At 73.2% G+C, this 15,089-nt stretch carries 17 protein-coding genes and 1 pseudogene; 4 read left to right on the top strand and 14 right to left on the bottom strand.

Translation table 11 applies throughout. The features are described from left to right. Positions 1-34 precede the first annotated feature (34 nt). Positions 35-217 carry a hypothetical protein gene (locus MKK60_RS11325; protein WP_243985790.1) on the bottom strand — a complete coding sequence of 61 codons (183 nt, stop codon included), beginning with the start codon at positions 215-217 and terminating at the stop codon, positions 35-37. 160 nt (positions 218-377) lie between these two features. On the opposite strand from MKK60_RS11325, the gene MKK60_RS11320 reads away from it, so the two are divergent. Then, positions 378-551, top strand: a complete 174-nt coding sequence (locus MKK60_RS11320; protein ID WP_187274918.1) for a hypothetical protein — start codon at positions 378-380, stop codon at positions 549-551. A gap of 471 nt (positions 552-1,022) precedes the next feature. Here the strand turns inward: MKK60_RS11320 and MKK60_RS11315 are convergent, their stop codons facing one another. Continuing rightward, entirely contained in the window at positions 1,023-1,517 is a 495-nt protein-coding gene (locus MKK60_RS11315; RefSeq protein WP_243985788.1) for an Hsp20 family protein, read from the bottom strand. A gap of 149 nt (positions 1,518-1,666) precedes the next feature. Here MKK60_RS11315 and MKK60_RS11310 point away from each other — a divergent pair, with 149 nt between their 5' ends. Further along, a complete protein-coding gene (locus MKK60_RS11310; protein ID WP_147860009.1) occupies positions 1,667-2,671 on the top strand; it encodes an alpha/beta fold hydrolase in 1,005 nt (334 codons plus the stop codon). Between the two features lie 200 nt (positions 2,672-2,871). Here the strand turns inward: MKK60_RS11310 and MKK60_RS11305 are convergent, their stop codons facing one another. The 11 genes and pseudogenes from MKK60_RS11305 to MKK60_RS11255 form a co-directional block, all read right to left on the bottom strand. After that, entirely contained in the window at positions 2,872-3,300 is a 429-nt protein-coding gene (locus tag MKK60_RS11305) for a hypothetical protein (RefSeq protein WP_147729250.1), read from the bottom strand. Positions 3,301-3,505: 205 nt separating this feature from the next. Beyond that, positions 3,506-3,766 carry a hypothetical protein gene (locus tag MKK60_RS11300; RefSeq protein ID WP_243985779.1) on the bottom strand — a complete coding sequence of 87 codons (261 nt, stop codon included), beginning with the start codon at positions 3,764-3,766 and terminating at the stop codon, positions 3,506-3,508. 111 nt (positions 3,767-3,877) lie between these two features. Then, complete coding sequence (locus MKK60_RS11295; protein ID WP_147729248.1) at positions 3,878-4,204, bottom strand: DMT family transporter; 327 nt, start codon at positions 4,202-4,204, stop codon at positions 3,878-3,880. Next, the gene (locus MKK60_RS11290) at positions 4,201-5,355 is read right to left on the bottom strand and encodes an SDR family oxidoreductase (protein ID WP_243985777.1); all 1,155 of its coding nucleotides are present in this window, start codon (positions 5,353-5,355) and stop codon (positions 4,201-4,203) included. Before MKK60_RS11290 ends, MKK60_RS11295 begins: the two co-directional genes overlap by 4 nt. A 181-nt stretch (positions 5,356-5,536) precedes the next feature. After that, a complete protein-coding gene (locus tag MKK60_RS11285) occupies positions 5,537-6,436 on the bottom strand; it encodes a MipA/OmpV family protein (RefSeq protein WP_243985774.1) in 900 nt (299 codons plus the stop codon). A 426-nt stretch (positions 6,437-6,862) separates the two neighbouring features. Next, positions 6,863-8,017 (bottom strand): endo-1,4-beta-xylanase, encoded by a 1,155-nt coding sequence (locus tag MKK60_RS11280; RefSeq protein ID WP_243985766.1) that lies wholly within the window; start codon positions 8,015-8,017, stop codon positions 6,863-6,865. A gap of 62 nt (positions 8,018-8,079) precedes the next feature. Then, complete coding sequence (locus MKK60_RS11275; protein WP_147860278.1) at positions 8,080-8,400, bottom strand: nitrile hydratase accessory protein; 321 nt, start codon at positions 8,398-8,400, stop codon at positions 8,080-8,082. Beyond that, positions 8,397-9,062, bottom strand: coding sequence for a nitrile hydratase subunit beta (nthB, locus tag MKK60_RS11270; protein WP_147729730.1), 666 nt, complete (start codon positions 9,060-9,062; stop codon positions 8,397-8,399). The genes MKK60_RS11275 and nthB overlap by 4 nt, the downstream gene beginning before the upstream one ends. Next, entirely contained in the window at positions 9,059-9,688 is a 630-nt protein-coding gene (gene nthA, locus MKK60_RS11265; protein ID WP_243985764.1) for a nitrile hydratase subunit alpha, read from the bottom strand. The genes nthB and nthA overlap by 4 nt, the downstream gene beginning before the upstream one ends. Before the next feature lie 17 nt (positions 9,689-9,705). Next, on the bottom strand, positions 9,706-9,891 hold the full coding sequence (locus tag MKK60_RS11260; protein ID WP_147729728.1) for a hypothetical protein: 186 nt from the start codon (positions 9,889-9,891) through the stop codon (positions 9,706-9,708). A 999-nt stretch (positions 9,892-10,890) separates the two neighbouring features. Then, a pseudogene (locus MKK60_RS11255) lies at positions 10,891-12,579 on the bottom strand (methyl-accepting chemotaxis protein). 422 nt (positions 12,580-13,001) lie between these two features. Between MKK60_RS11255 and MKK60_RS11250 the strand changes: the two are divergent. Further along, a complete protein-coding gene (locus MKK60_RS11250; protein ID WP_243985762.1) occupies positions 13,002-13,499 on the top strand; it encodes an Hsp20 family protein in 498 nt (165 codons plus the stop codon). A 121-nt stretch (positions 13,500-13,620) separates the two neighbouring features. Continuing rightward, the gene (locus MKK60_RS11245) at positions 13,621-14,154 is read left to right on the top strand and encodes a hypothetical protein (protein ID WP_243985754.1); all 534 of its coding nucleotides are present in this window, start codon (positions 13,621-13,623) and stop codon (positions 14,152-14,154) included. A gap of 46 nt (positions 14,155-14,200) precedes the next feature. On the opposite strand, the gene MKK60_RS11240 is transcribed toward MKK60_RS11245, so the two are convergent. After that, complete coding sequence (locus MKK60_RS11240) at positions 14,201-15,040, bottom strand: SDR family NAD(P)-dependent oxidoreductase (RefSeq protein ID WP_243985752.1); 840 nt, start codon at positions 15,038-15,040, stop codon at positions 14,201-14,203. Positions 15,041-15,089 lie beyond the last annotated feature (49 nt).

The following is a 15,089-nucleotide window of genomic DNA, read 5'->3' as shown; positions in this document are numbered from 1 at the left end:
CGCAACCACCTAGGTTAAGTGCAGCCGAATTCCATCAAGACTGTGTCGATTTTACAGCGACGGCTCGAATATAATCGAGAACGCCCCGGCGCTCGCGTGCATCTTCGAGAGCCGCCCAGAACGACAGCAAGTCGACCGTTTCACCGGTCGGGTTCGATTTGGCATCGAAGAAGTCGTCGACCGGACAATCGAGAGCTTCGGCGATCTTGGCGATCATCGCTTCGTTGCTGTGACCAGCCCCGCCGATATTTGAATTTTGCATACTTTGATGCCCGGTTGACCTATGTTATTGTCCGGCCCGGACCAGCGATCTATCGGGAACGGGGGCGTGGCATCGATTGCGCGCAACTTTTGCTCAAATCGATGCGAGGGTCAACGTGACGACGGACAAGCTCGACCGCATGGCCGAGGTCTGCCTCGAAGCGCATGCCCTGATCGATGCCGGCGGCACGCCGGCGATGCGGGCGATGATCCGGCTCCTGCTGCTTCAGATCGGCCGGGAGATGGCCCGCCGCCAGGCCGAGCCGCGGGGGAAGCCCCAGGAGCATTGAGGCGGCGCCGCGGGGAAGACGGTCGGATCATCCCGCGCAAGCAGGAAGCCGACATCCCAGCACCCGAGGTCGCGTCGGACGAAGCCGTTCCGGCCTCAGGTCGCGTGGGCCGGATGCGCCGTGCCCCCTTACCTTCCAGCACAGCCGCGCCGAACCGCTCGCGGGTCCCCTCTCCCGGACGGGAGAGGGGGCCGCGGCGGTGCTTCGCGCGATCGAGCCGGCGACGTGGGGTCCGGCCGCCGTCACCCCACCCCGAACGACCGGTGCGCGGCGGCGCGGCAGCGCGGCGATCCCGAAGATGCCAACGCATCATGGCGCGAAGGGCAACGTCACGGGCGCCTCGCGGCGCCCCTCGCCCGCCGACGCGAAACCGCCGAGATCCGTTCCGCCGGCAGCATCCCCGACGCCGGCCACGACGAAAAACGCCCCGGCCGGCGGCCGGGGCGCTCCCACGCTCTGCGACGGCGCGGTTTACGCCGCCTTCTGGACCTCGGCCGGGACCTCGGTGGCCGCCCCCTCGATCGCCGGCGCGCGGCTCTTGCCGCCGATGGCGATCTCGATGCGGCGCGGCTTCTTCGCCTCCGGGATCTCGCGGATGAGATCGACGTGGAGGAGGCCGTTCTCCAGCGCCGCACCCGTCACCTGGACGTAGTCGGCGAGCTGGAACCGGCGCTCGAAGCCGCGGGCGGCGATGCCCTGGTGCAGCACCTCGGCGCGACGCTCGGGATCGGGCTTGCGCTCGCCCTTCACGGTCAGCGCGTTCTCCCGCACCTCGATCGACAGGTCGGCCTCGGTGAAGCCGGCCACGGCCACCGTCACGCGGTAGGCGTTCTCGGCGGTGCGCTCGATGTTGTAGGGCGGGTAGGTCGGAACCGCGTCGGACGCCACGAACTGGTCGAGGGCCGAGAACAGGCGGTCGAAGCCGACGGTGGAACGGTAGAGGGGAGCGAGATCGAACTGACGCATAGGACACATCCTCCGTGGAGCAACATGCAGGTTTGAGTCTATGGTCCGCCGCGTGGGCCGGACCGGGCTCGTACCGCCTGACGGCCGGTACGATCGTGATATTGGAGGGGGGCGAGGTGCGTTCAAGACCCGGCCGGACGACGGGAACGATGCGGCAGGACGCCGCACTTCTGAGCCTGCACGACACGCCCGGGAACCCGGTCCCACCCGGCGCCGTGGTGATGGCGGTCGGCACCGCGGACGACTGCACCCTGCGGGCGGCGCGCTGGGCCGCGACGACGCGGACCTGCAAGGGCACGGTCTGCCTTCTCCAGGGCCGGGCCGAGTTCATCGAGAAGTACTACGAGACCATCCGCGAGCTGCGCGCCCGGGGCTTCGCCGTCGTCGCCTTCGACTGGCGCGGGCAAGGGGCGTCGGACCGGCGGGTCGACGACCCGCACAAGGGCCACGTCGCCGCCTTCGACGATTACCGCCGCGACCTGCTGGCGATCCGCGACGCGGTGCTGGTGCCGTTCATGCCCGATCCGCATGTCTGCCTCGCCCACTCGATGGGCGGCTGCGTCGCGCTGACCGGGGCGCTGGACGGCTGGCTGCCGTTCCGGCGGATCGTCACCGTGGCGCCGATGCTGTCGATCCGGATGGTGCGCTCGCCCGCCTTCGCCTCGGTCGCGACGCGGCTGCTGCAGCGCCTCGGCCTCGGCAGCCGCTACGTGCCCGGCGGCGGCCCGGTCTCGATCGCGACGAAGCCCTACCCGAACAACCGGCTGACCCGGGACCCGGCGCGCTACGCCCGCAACGCGGCCGCCGCGCTCGCGGTCGGCGCGGGCGCCGTCGGCGACCCGACCATCGCCTGGACGGCGGAGGCCTTCCGCGCGGTGGCGCGCCTGCGCGACCCGCGCGTGCCGCCGCGGATCGCGACCCCGACGCTGATCCTCGCCGCCGGCTCCGACCCGGTCTGCGGCACGCCCGCGGCCGAGCGCTTCGCCGCCCGCCTCAAGGCCGGCCACATCCTGGTCCTGCCCGACGCCCGCCACGAGATCCTCTCCGAGCGCGACGCGATCCGCGCCGACTTCTGGGCCGCCTTCGACGCCTTCGTGCCGGGCTCGACCGTGCGGGAGACGAAGACGGAGCGGGAGCGACTGGCGACCGCGTGAGGCTGCGCGCGGGCGGGGCGCCGGTCGCGCCGCGAGGCCGGCCGCCGGCGCTTCCCGATGCGGCCGCTCCATGGCCGTCCGACGGCTTCGGGTCGGGGTTGTCGGCGGTCCCGCAGAGTTCGCCATGATCCGCCGTCGAAGGACCGGATCGGGCACATCCGTTCCGGGACACCGCGCCACGACCGGCCTTCGACCGCCCCCTATCGGCGACGGATCTCGAACGTCTCCCAATCGTGTACGACGGTACAGCTCACGGCGAGCGCGTCGTCCGTCGTCGCCGCGCCATCCATGCCGTGCCGCCGAGCGAGGCGCGCGCACTTGTCCAGGGCGCTTCGCGCGACGTTTTCGGGTACGTCGAGGGCGAGGCTGGTCGCGCGCTCGAGCGTTCGGCCGAACTCCCCCATGTCGGTGCCGAAGCCCGCATCCCCCGATACCATCGAGGGCTGCCCGTCTGCGCATTCCAGCGTGTAGTGAAAGGTCCGGCGGCCGCGCTTGATGGTAATGACCGGACCCGTCCGGATCGCGTACGCGTTTCCGACCTCGGTCGCGATGCGTTGAGCTGCGTCGTCACAGGCGTCGGCCAGGGCCGGTGCGGCCGCGATGACGAGCAGGAGGGGCAGGCGTTTCATCGTTGGCCGCCATCGTGAAAGGCCGGGTTGCAACGGTTTGGCGGCGCAGGATCGCAAACGCCTGGGATCGCCAGACGGCGCGGATTGCGCACGTCCCCAGCCTGTCGGCTGGGCTCTGCTTCGTCGGGGGCAGCATCGGCCCCCCGAGCGCCAACCCGACGCCTGTCGCGGAACGCCGACACCGGCCCCTCCGTGCGCCGGCCGCTCAGAAGCGCGTGCCACCGGGGAAGCTGAACACCGGCATCGAGTCTTGCTGCACGTCGCGCACGTCGGGCGCCATGCCGGTGCGCCCGTCCTGCTTCGCCGCGTTGCCGGGCGGGGCCTCCACCGGCTTGCGATCCTGGGCGCCGATCTCGCCGGACCCGGCCGCATCCCCGGGTTTTCCAGGCGTGTCGTCGGCCCGGGCCAAGGCTCCGAAGGCCAGGAGACCGGCGGCGGCGAGCAGGATGCGGGATCCGACCATCATGCGCGTGGAACCTTCCGACGTTGCAAGCCGGGCTCCCGAATCCCTCGGTGCCCCGCTTAGGCAAATCGTCTTATCAGCTGCCGTCCGCGCGGTCCAGCGCCGGGCGCGGCCTCAGGCCTCGACCCGCGCGCTCGCCAGGATCGCCACGCCGCAGGCGATGACCGCGATGCCGGCGATCATCGGCAGGGTCACCGGCTCGCCGAACAGCAGCGCGCCGCCGAGCGCGGCCCCGACCATGCCGACGCCGGCCCAGATCGCGTAGACGACGCCGATCGGCAGCATGTCCATGCTCGAGGACATCAGCCACAGGGCCGTGCCGTAGCCGAGCGCGACGATCAGGGTGGGGACCGGCCGGGTCAGGCCGTCGGCCGCCTTCAGCGCCAGGGTCGCGGAGATCTCGGCGCCGATCGCGATCGCCAGCGTCAGGTAGGGGCTCATGCGCTGGCCGCCAGCGCGGTGCCGGCCGCGTCTTCCGGCACCGGGGGCGGCACGGCGAACATCTCGATGTCGTCGGCGAACTGCTCGACGATCGTCCCCGCGTTCGCCAGGCACACCGGCAGGTAGGCCGGCAGCCGCGGCGCCGGCGCGAACCCCTCGGCGAGCAGGCGGTCGTTGGCGAAGGTCACGTCGAGGGCGCAGAACGCGTAGTAGGCGCGCACCGCGCGGAGCATCGCCTGCTTCAGCGGCCCGTCGAGGCCGAACACCTCGGCGAAGCGGCGGCGCAGCACGGTGCGGTCGGCGGCGAGGTCGAACGGCCGGAAGGCGCGCACGCCGTCGCTCGGCTCGGCCGCCTCGAAGGCGGCGATGACCTCGGCCCAGGTGGTGCGGCCGCCCATGCCGGCCGAGAGGTGGTAGAGGTCGTGCCGGAGCGTCGGCTTCGTGAGGAGCCCGACCAGCATCTCGGCGACCCAGTCGGCCGGGACGACGTCGACGTGGCTCTCGGGCGCGCAGGGCAGCATGCGCAGGGCGTCGGCGGCGCGCAGCACCCAGAGGATGCTCGAGCTCGGCCCCGCGCCGAGGCTGGCATGGCCGACGACGATCGAGGGCCGGGCGACGACGATCGGCAGGTCGGGGAACCGCGCCGCCAGCGAGGTCTCGGTCGCGGCCTTGGACACGGTGTAGGCGACGATGTGCCGGGCCTCGGCCGCCGGGTAGTCGCTCTCGGCGACGATCGCCGCGGCGTCGGCGCCGCAGATCATCGCGGTGCCGACGTGCAGGAACCGCCGGAGCTTCGGCATCGCCTGCGCCCGCCGCGCCAGCGCCAGGGTGCCGTCGTGGTTGGTGCGGTAGACCCGCTCGTCGCCCCACCACGAGGTGTCGGCGGCCAGGTGCAGCACGTGGGTGCAGTCGTCGAGGCGCGGATCGCGGTCGAGGTCGGCCCGGGTGAAGTCGCCGGGGACGACCTCGACCTTGCGGGCGAGGCGCTGGGCGGTGAAGGCGTCGGTGAACCGGGCGAGCCGCGCGGCGATCCGCTGGCGGCCCTGCTCGACGCCGGCGCAGCGCACGAGGCAGACCCAGGTGGCGTCGTCGCCCGCCTCGAGCGCCCGGTGCAGCACCGCGCCGCCGATCAGCCCGGTCGCCCCCGTCAACAGAATCCGTGGCACAGTCCGCCTCCCGCTCTTTGCGGCGAGACATAGACAGAAACGTTCGGATATAATCCCCGCATCGCGGCGCAGGCGGTGATTAAAGATCGGCCGTGCTCGACCGGCAACATTCACGAATTCGTGAACGACATCTTGGCGTTGCAGTCCCGTTGCTTGCACTGCAGCCTCATGGGTCGACCCGGACCGAGTAGATCGCCCCGAAGCCGACCGTGACGTCGTTCGGCGTGCCGAGGCGCCGGACGATCGGGCTTCCCGCGGCGGCGGCGACGAGGCGGTCGTAGCGGACCGAGCCGATCGTCTGCCACGCCTCCGACCAGGCGTAGGCCAGGGCCACGATCGCGCCGACGGAGCGGGGCCCGCCCGCGGCGCGGTAGGGCGTCAGCCGCGGGTCGGCGATCGCGGCGACCGGCACGTCGAAGTCGAGACGCATCGCGGCGGCGTCCCCCAGCACGAGGCGGGGGCCGCCGCTCAGAGTGACGCGGCCGGCGGTGCCGACGAGGTCGGCGCCGAGCTTGGCCATGAGGCCGTCATGCGCGCGCAGGCCCTGCGTGACCTCGGCACGCAGCCGCAGCACGTCCTCCACCGGCCAGACCGCGCCGAACAGGCCGAGCCCGGCCGCGACAGGGCGGCGCGGCAGCCCGGCGAGGCTGCGGTCGTCGTGCGCCGCGCGGCCGCTGCGGACATCGAGGACGGCGCCGGCCTGCACCGCGCGCTCGTCCACCAGGGCGGCGTCGAGGGCGTCGTCGGGCGAGAACCAGCCCGGGCGCTCGTCGGCCTTGCGGAACGAAGCGTAGGGCAGCCCCCACAGCCCGGCCGCCCGCGCGCCCTGGAAGCGCCCGCCGGCGCCGGCGAACCCGCCGACGGACACCACGGTGCCGGGGTCGAACAGCGCCGAAAGGTCGCCGGCGCGGGCCGGCGCCGGATCGAGCGCGGCCGAGGCGAGCACGGCCAAGGCGAGCACGGCCAAGGCGGGCGCGGCCAGGAAGAGCGCGGCCACGGCGGGCGCGCGGACGGCCGCCGCGCGGGTCGCCCGGGCTCGGGCCCCTGTCTCGTCGATCGCGCCCAAGACCCGGCCTCCAGCGGCGCGACCGCCGTGCGCACGCCCCTCGGGCGAGACAGGATGCCTAGCAGATCCGCCGCCCGGGGAACGGTCCCGCCGGCGGATTTCGGGCGATGCCGACCGCCCCGCCCGTCACGCTTTCGTGTCGAACGCGTCGCCGGAACGGGGGCATGCTTGTCCGATCGGCCGGGCGAGCGACGCCAGGCGGAAGCGGATGCCGGAGCCGTCGCTCGGCGGCATCCGGACGCACGCCGAGGTGCTGCGGAGCCCGATCCCGGCCAAGGGCGGCGAGACCAGGCCGGAGCATTGGCCGGAGCATCGCAAAGGCATGGAAGGCCTCGTCGCGAAGGCGCGGAAGCACGGCATCGAGGAGGCGCCGCGCGACGGCGAGCTGCGCGACGTCAAGATCCTGGCCCCTGGGCCCGAGGGGCGCTACCGCAGCTTCGCCCGCGCCGCCGCATGGTCCGGCGCCTGGGCGAACACCGCCCGCATCGCGTGCCAGAGCGGCTTGCGCCCAAACTGCGCATCGAGCGGCAGCGCGCGCTGGGGCAGGCCGTCGGGGCGCTTGCGGTAGGGGTGGTCGTTGAGCCACGTGTCGGGGTCGTAGAGGTCCCACGACATCACGGTCAGCACCGCGGGCTCGGCCGCCACGACCTCGAGATAGGATCTGGCGAGGTCGGCGACCTTGCGGTCGCGGGTGGCGATGTCGGCCGGGAACGCCCGGTCGTCGATGTCGAACTCGGTGATCTCGATGCCGAGCCCCATCCTGCCGATCTCCGCGAGGAAGCGCCGAAGCTGGCCCTGGTCGATCGGCACCGTGCTGGTGATGTGCGATTGCAGGCCGAAGCGGCGGATCGGCACGCCGCGCGCCAGCATCCCCTCCAGGCGCTTGAGCACGCGGGTGCGGCGCGCCTCCATCCACGGCACGCCCTGCTCGACCGCGTCCTCGTTCCAGCAGCCGGCCGCCGTCGGGTCGACCTCGTGCAGGATGCGGAAGGCGAGGTCGACGTAACCGGGGCCGAGCGCGGTGAGCCACGGGCTCTCGCGCAGGCCCTCCGGGCCGCCGCCGTCCTGCGACAGCACTTCGTTGACCACGTCCCAGGAGGCGATCTGCCCGCGGTAACGGCCGGCCACGGTCTCGATCCAGCGGCGCAGGAAGTCCTCGGCCTGGGGGGCGGCGGCCCGCGCCAGCAGCGGGCGCACCCAGGGCGGCAGCGCCTCGTGCCAGACCAGCGTATGCCCGCGCATGCGCTGGCCGTTGCCGCGGGCAAAGCGCACCAGGGCGTCGGCTTGCGCGAAATCGGTCTTGCCGGGCTCGGGCCGCACCACCTCCATCTTCATCTCGGTGCCGCAGACCAGCATCCCGGCCTCGCGCGCCACCGCCTGCCGGTAGGCGGGATCGCGCGCGAAGCGGAAGCCGGGCACCTCGGTGCCGTAGGTCAGCCCGGTGCGGGCGGCCGCCGCCTGCAGGCTGTCGGCCGACCACGACGGCCGGCCCGGCGGCCCGAACGGCGCGGGCGCGGCGCGGACGGGCGCGGCCAGGGCGCAGGCGGCGCCGGCGAGGAGGGTGCGGCGGGTGGGGATCATGGCCTCCCCTCGCGGGGCGGGCGCCGGAAGCGCACCACGGTCGCGGTCGTCCTCCTGCGGCGTCATCGCCGGAACAGCGGGTCGTTCTCCAGCACGATCGGCAGGCCGTGCGGGGTCGCCTCCGCGGCGCGGAGGAAGGCGTCGCGGCGGGCGTCGAGGGCGGGGCCGTCGGCGATGCCGCGGGCGGCGAGGATCGTCTCCAGGGCGGCGAGCCAGCGGCCGTAATCGGCCGGCGCCTCCGGGCCGTCGGCCGGGCGGATCGCGGCGCCGAGCGCGTCGGCCCACTCGGCCCCGGTGAACAGCCCCGAATCCTGCAGCGCGACCACCATCGCGAAGACCTGCGCCTCCCAGGGTGCCGAGAACGGGGCGACGGGCTCGCTCATGCGGCCCCGCCCGCGATGTAGCGCTCGAACACCGCGACGGTGACGCGCCCGTTCGGGTCGGCATCCTCGCCCCAGAGCTCGGCGGCCGGGAAGGCCACGGTGTAGAGCCAGTCCGGGTTCTCGCCCTGCCCGCAGGCGTTGGTGTCGGGCAGGACGAAGGCGCCGTGGACGCGCAGCACGGTGCCGCTTTTGGCCCGGACGTAGCGCGGCAGGCGGGTGTGGGTCGGCGGGTGGATGTTGCGCATCGTCACCGCGTCGCCGACCGCGAAGCGCGCCGGCGCGGGCGCGGGCCGGTCGCTCGGGAAGCCGGCGCGGTAGCGCGGCTCCAGGATGTCGGCGGTGAGCACCCGCGCCACCGGCGCCGGATCGGGATCGGCGACGCCGCGGGCGATCTCCTCCGGCCGCGCGAGGCCGTGGGCGGCGAGCTGGCGCTCGAGGGCGTCGAGCCAGATCGCGTAGTAGCTGGCGCGCAGGTAGTCGGCCGGCGGCATCGACTCGCGGGCGGCGCGGCTGCCGTCGAGGGTCCAGGCACCGGTGAAGCCCATCGCCATGGCGAGCGCGAAGACGCGCTTCTCCCAATCGGCGTGGAACACCGGCTCGTTCGGCTCGGGGGCGACCGGGCCGAGGCCGTGCATCCCGCCGAGGTCCTGGCCGCCGTTCATGCCGGGACGCCCGGCAGGCCGGTGCCGATCATCGCGTCGCGGGTGACGAGGCCGGCGAGCCGGCGCTCGTCGAAGGCCTCGGTGCCGGCGGGCCGCATCGGCAGCACCATGTAGCGCAGCTCGGCGGTCGAATCCCACACGGTGATCCGCGTCGTCTCGGGCAGGCGCACCCCGAACTCGGCGAGCACGCCGCGCGGGTCGATCACGGCGCGGGCGCGATAGGGCGGCGCCTTGTACCAGACCGGCGGCAGGCCGAGCACCGGCCAGGGGTAGCAGGAGCACAGGGTGCAGACGACGAGGTTGTGCGCGTCCGGCGTGTTCTCGACCACCACCATGTGCTCGCCGCCGCGCCCGCCGATCCCGAGCTCGGCGATCGCCGGCGTGGCGTCGGCCAGCAGCCGCGCGCGATAGGCCGGATCGACCCAGGCGCGGGCCACCACCTGCGCCCCGAGATGGGGCCCGACCCGGGTCTCGTAGCGCTCGACCAGCGCGTCGAGCGCCGCCGGCTCGACGTAGCCCTTTTGCACCAGGATCGATTCCAGCGCCCGCACCCGCGCCTCGACGGGGGACAGCGCGCCGTGGTCGTGCCCGTGGTCGTGATCCGGGTCGTCGTGACGATGGGCCATCCGCGCCGCCGCCCGCCTCAGGCCAGGTCGAGCGAGCGCTCGAAGGCGGCCGCGTTCGAGGCGTGGCCCTTCGGGTCGGTCACGACGATGTCCTTGAAGCCGCGCCGGGCCAGCTCCCAGGTCTTCTCCAGGGCCTGGTCGGCGGTCCCGCACGCGAACGTCGCGGGGCGCCCCGCATGGTCGTTCGCCTTCACAGTGTACACGGCACGTCCTCCCGATCGCTCGAATCGACCATACCCGGATGTGGCGTCGGCCGCGAGGATCGGGAAGGGGTTCGGTGAATCGGGTGCAGCGCGGCGCGGATTTTGCCCGGCGCGGAACGCGGCGGGCGGCAGCCGGACCCTCGGGCGGGGTGGACGATCCGCGTCCGAACTTTGCGGAACCTCGGACGGTCCGCCGACCGGTAGCCCGGCACGTCAGGCCGGGTCGGGCGGAAAGCAGCCGTCGCGATGACGTTGCTATGCGTTCGGGGTAGAAGCACTGTGATACATCCCCTTTCGAACTCCCGGGCGTGGTCGGCCGCTTTGATCCTTGCGTGGCTGAGCCTTCTGATATCGTCGGCCCTCCCCTCTAAATCGGAGGCATCGTCCTATCGTCTGAAGCATCTGTTCTACGGATGCTGGACCCGTAAGGCGACGCATCCCGAACGCTCGCGCTGGCAGACCTCATTCTCGACGTGGTGCTTCGAACACGGTCGAATGCTCGGCGGCTTGACGTTCGATGCAGGCGACGGCTGGGACTACTGCGAACGCTGGCATCTGCACGGACAGCGGCTCGCGGTTTCTGGTACCCATGACGACGACAGGGCTTGCCTCTACGCCTTCTCGGAGGACCGACAGACGCTGATCCTGCGCGATTGTGCGGCGGCCGGAGATTGGCGGCGGGATGACCCGGCGACCGAGGCCCGTAGGGGCGATCGGACATGCCGGACGCAGGGGCGTCCTGAGCCCGAAAAACAACCGTAGAGCTTGATCGGTTTCGCGTCCGCTTCGGGCGACACCGGGCCGTCCGCGTCAAAGCGAGAGGTCGGGACCCGCTTCCCTCCCACACCGGCCATGGGCCAAACGGGCGCACATCGTCGTCTGCCTGGCAGGCGCCATCGCTCGCGCCACCGGAGCGCCACCGGCCCGGCCTCGGCCGCGCTCGGGCACGGGCGTCGCGCCCCGAGGCCCCGCCCGGAGGGGCGCCGCGGGGCCGGGCGGTCAGGCGGCGCGGACCGTCGCCAGGAAGCGGGCGACCTCCGCGGTCAGGTGCTCGGACTGGCGCGACAGCTCGGAGGCGGAGGCGAGCACCTGGCTGGCGGCCGCCCCGGTATCCTCGGAGGCGCGCGCCACGCCGGCGATGTTGCTCGTCACCTCGTTCGTCCCGCTGGACGCCTGCCCGACGTTGCGCACGATCTCCTGCGTGGCCGCGCCCTGCTGCTCGACGGCGGCCGCGATCGTCGTCGCCACCATGTCAATCTCGCGGATGCGCGCCGCGATCGAGCCGATCGCGTGCACGGCCTGCCCGGTGGCGCCCTGGATCTGGCCGATCTGGTCCGAGATCTCCTGCGTGGCCCGCGCGGTCTGGGCGGCGAGCTCCTTCACCTCGACGGCGACCACCGCGAAGCCGCGGCCGGCCTCCCCGGCCCGCGCCGCCTCGATCGTCGCGTTGAGCGCCAGCAGGTTGGTCTGGCTCGCGATGTTGGAGATCAGGCCGATCACGTCGCCGATCTTCCCGGCCGCGGCGCTGAGGTCCTGCACCAGGGCGGCGGTGTCGTCGGCCTCGGAGACGGCGCGCTGCGCCAGGTCGGCCGATCCCGAGACCTGCCGGCCGATCTCCTGGACCGAGGCGCCGAGCTCCTCGGCGGCGGCGGCCACGGTGTTGACGTTGACGGCCGCCTCCTCGGCGGCGGCGGCCACCGTCGTCGACTGGCTGGCGGTCTCGGCCGCCGTGGCCGTCATGGTCCGGGCGGTGGCCTGCAGCGCGCCGGCCGAGGACGACACCCGCCCGACGATGCCGCCGACCGCCTGCTCGAACCCGTCGGCCATCTGGCGCATGCCGGCCTTGCGCTGCTCCTCGGCCGAGGCGCGGGCGAGCGCCGTCTCGGCCTCCAGCGCCTGGGTGCGGATCAGGGTATCCTTGAAGACCTGGACGGCGCCCGCGATCGCCCCGACCTCGTCGCGGCGGTCCCGGAACGGGATTTCGGCGCCGGTGTCGCCGCGCGCGAGGCGGCCCATCAGGTCGGTGATCGCCCGGATCGGGCGCGAGACCGCCCAGTTCACCAGGAGCGCGCCCATGGCGGCGGCGGCGAGCATGGCGAGGAGCCCGACGAGGACGGCCTGACGCGAGCCGGCGCCGGCGGCCTCGGCGATCCGCGCCCGGTCGTCGAGCAGGCTCCGCTCGATCGTCGCGATCTCGGCGGCCTTCAGGCGCAGCCGGTCCATCGCCGCCTTGCCGGCGCCGGAGATCGCGAGCTGCCGCGCCTGGCCGCGCGTCGGCTCGTCGCGCATCAGCGCGATCTAGCGCTCGGCGATTCCGTCGTGCCAGGCCTGGGCGTCCTGGTCGAGCGCGCCCAGGCGCTGCAGCTGCGCCGGGTTGTCGGAGACCAGCGCGCGGATCCGGGCGAGGGCATCGGCGTAGGCCTTGGTGCCGGCCCGGTAGGGCTCGAGGAAGTTCGGCTCGGCGCTCAGCAGGTACCCGCGCAGGCCGGTCTCCTGGTTGACCATGGCGGTGGTCAGCGCCTCGACCTGCTCCAGGACCCGGTAGGTGTGATCGCGCCACCGTTGCGCCTCCTCGACGGAGCCGAGGCCGCGCCAGCTCACCAGCGCGGCGAGGCCGGCCGCGCCGATGATGACGGCGAAGACCAGCAGGAGCTTGGTCATCAGGCGTAGATCGACGACGGCACGCATTCGAAAGCCCCGGGATGACGGCGCAAGACCGAGTTTTTCCTCTCGGGCGCGGTGTTCATCCTCTACGCGGCAAGCGGTTAAGCCCGCGCTACCGACGAAGTGTTGCGCGCACGCCGAAGCGGCCGTGCGAATACGGATGCCGTCACCTGCTACAACCTATCGGTTGCATCGGTGGAAGCGCATGCCAGCGACCCCGACCTGCCGTCCCGCGGCTCGTCGGCGGGCCCGCGCGAGGCCCGGCGTTCGGGCCCCCTCCCCCAGCATCGCACGCCGGAACGCCGAGAAAATTTTTCGGAGCCGGCCGGGAACCGGATCGCGGTGTTCGCATTTTCTGCGCGCGAGGCCGTTCGAAGGCTCGCCCACGGGCGCCGGAAGGCATCCGGCGACCCTTGTCATCACGTTGCTCCCAGGAGGATGTGGTCATGAGGACCCTTGATTTCGCACCGCTCTACCGATCCACCGTCGGCTTCGACCGCCTGTTCGCGATGCTGGACCGAGCCGCGCAGGCCGAGGCGTCGTCGACCTGGCTGCCCTACGACATCGAGCGGGTGGCCGACGACGCCTATCGCATCACCATGGCCGTCGCCGGCTTCGCGCCCGGCGAGATCGAGCTGACGCAGCACGGCGCCAGCCTTCTGGTCGCCGGCCGGCGAAAGGCGCCCGAGGACGAGCGCCGGATCCTGCATCGCGGCATCGCCACCCGCACGTTCCGCCAGACCTTCGAGCTGGCCGACCACGTGACAGTCGTCGGCGCGAGCCTCGAGCACGGCCTGCTCACCGTGACCCTCAAGCGCGAGGTGCCCGAGGCCCTCAAGCCGCGGCGCATCCCGATCGGCGGGACGGTGCCCGCCGTGAGCCGGGACGCGGTCAGCCATGACGACGCGCCGAGCCGGATCGAGACCGGGCGCAAGGCGGCCTGAGCCCCTGGCGCGCGCCTCGATTTCGACGGCCGTGAACCTTGTGCCGCGCGGGCCTGCGGGCCCGCGCGGGGGCTCCGGCCCGTGTGTCCATCCCATCGCGCAGCAGGAAGGAGGATCATCGATGAGGGAGACGCAGCTTTTCCGTTCCGGCGCCATGAATTTCGGTTCCGGCGCCATAAACCCCGATGGCGCGCATGATTCCGGCGGCGCCCATCCGGCCTCGTTCGAGGCCTGGCAGGCGCTCGTCGCCCCCGGCGACGTGTTCCGCCACCCGCGGGAGGTCCTGGCCCACCCCGCGCTCTCACGGGCGGACAAGCGCGCGATCCTGGCGTCTTGGGCGTCGGATGCCTGCGTGCTCGCGGATTCGCCCGGCATGCGGTGCCTCGTCGGCAGCCGGGCCGAGCCGGTCTCGGTCGACGCCGTCCTCGCGGCGCTGGGCGAGCTCGACCGGGCGGTCCGCCGGGCAGGCCCGGCTCGGACGAGGCGCGCCGCGCCACGCCACCTGCGCCGCCTGCGCCGCCTCGCGGACCTGCACACGTATGTCCGCCCGAAGCGGCGCGACGACGACGACGATCCGCCGCCCTGCCCGGCGAGCGTCATGCCGCGCCCGAAGACGCCCCCGAGCACGGCGCTGACCGCCGCCATCCCGGCCTGAGGGCCGGGCCGCGCGGAGGATGCGCCGGGGCGCGCCGGCCCGGGCCCTACCCGTCCATCGCCCGCCGGAACGCCTCGGAATGATCCGGGTGCCAGCGCGAGAGCGCCGGGCGGTTCTCGATGATGTCGCCGGCCGCCCACGCGATCCGGCGCTCGTCCTGGGCGCGGGTGGTCTCGTTGTCGGGGCAGAGGATGTAGAAGTCGCCCTGCGCCATCCGCTCCAGCAGGAAGGCCACCGTCTCGTCGGGCGTCCAGGCGCCGGGCGGCTTCTCGGCGACGCCGCGGGCCCTGGCCAGCCCGGTATAGACGAAGCCCGGGATCAGCAGGTGCGCCGAGATGCGGCAGCCGTCGCGGCTGCGCAGGTCGTGCGCGAGCGCCTCGGTCGCCGCCTTCACGCCCGCCTTCGAGACGTTGTAGGGCGTGTTGCCCGGCGGCGTGGTGATGCCCTGCTTCGAGCCGGTGACGATTACGGCGCCGGGTTTCTGGCCCGCGATCATCGCCTGCGCGAAGGCGTGGATGCCGTTGATCACCCCCCACAGGTTGGTGTCGAGGATCTTGCGCCAGGTGGCCTCCTCGGAGAACAGCGTGCCGCCCGCCTCGATGCCGGCGTTGAGCATCACCAGGGCGGGCGGCCCCCCGGCGGCGACGGCCTGCGCGAACGCCTCCATCGCCGGGCGCTGCCCGACGTCGAGGGCGAAGGCGCGCACCTCCACGGCGGCGAGCCTCGCCACCGCGGCGCGGGCGGATTCGAGCGCCTCGCCCGGCAGGTCGGCGAGCCACACGTTCATGCCGGCCCGCGCGAAGGCCTGCGCCGCCGCGAGCCCGATGCCGCTGGCCGCCCCGGTGACGACGGCCGTCCGGCCAGGTTCGATCGCTGGGTGGGTCATCGGCGCCTCTCGCTGCTTTCGCGTCGCGGTGAGGGTGGGGCGGCGGCCG

The sequence above is a fragment of the Methylobacterium sp. J-092 genome, assembly GCF_022829325.1.
Classification (GTDB): Bacteria; Pseudomonadota; Alphaproteobacteria; order Rhizobiales; family Beijerinckiaceae; genus Methylobacterium.
The sequence above is the reverse complement of the archived record's forward strand: the minus strand, read 5'-3'. Positions and strand labels throughout refer to the sequence as shown.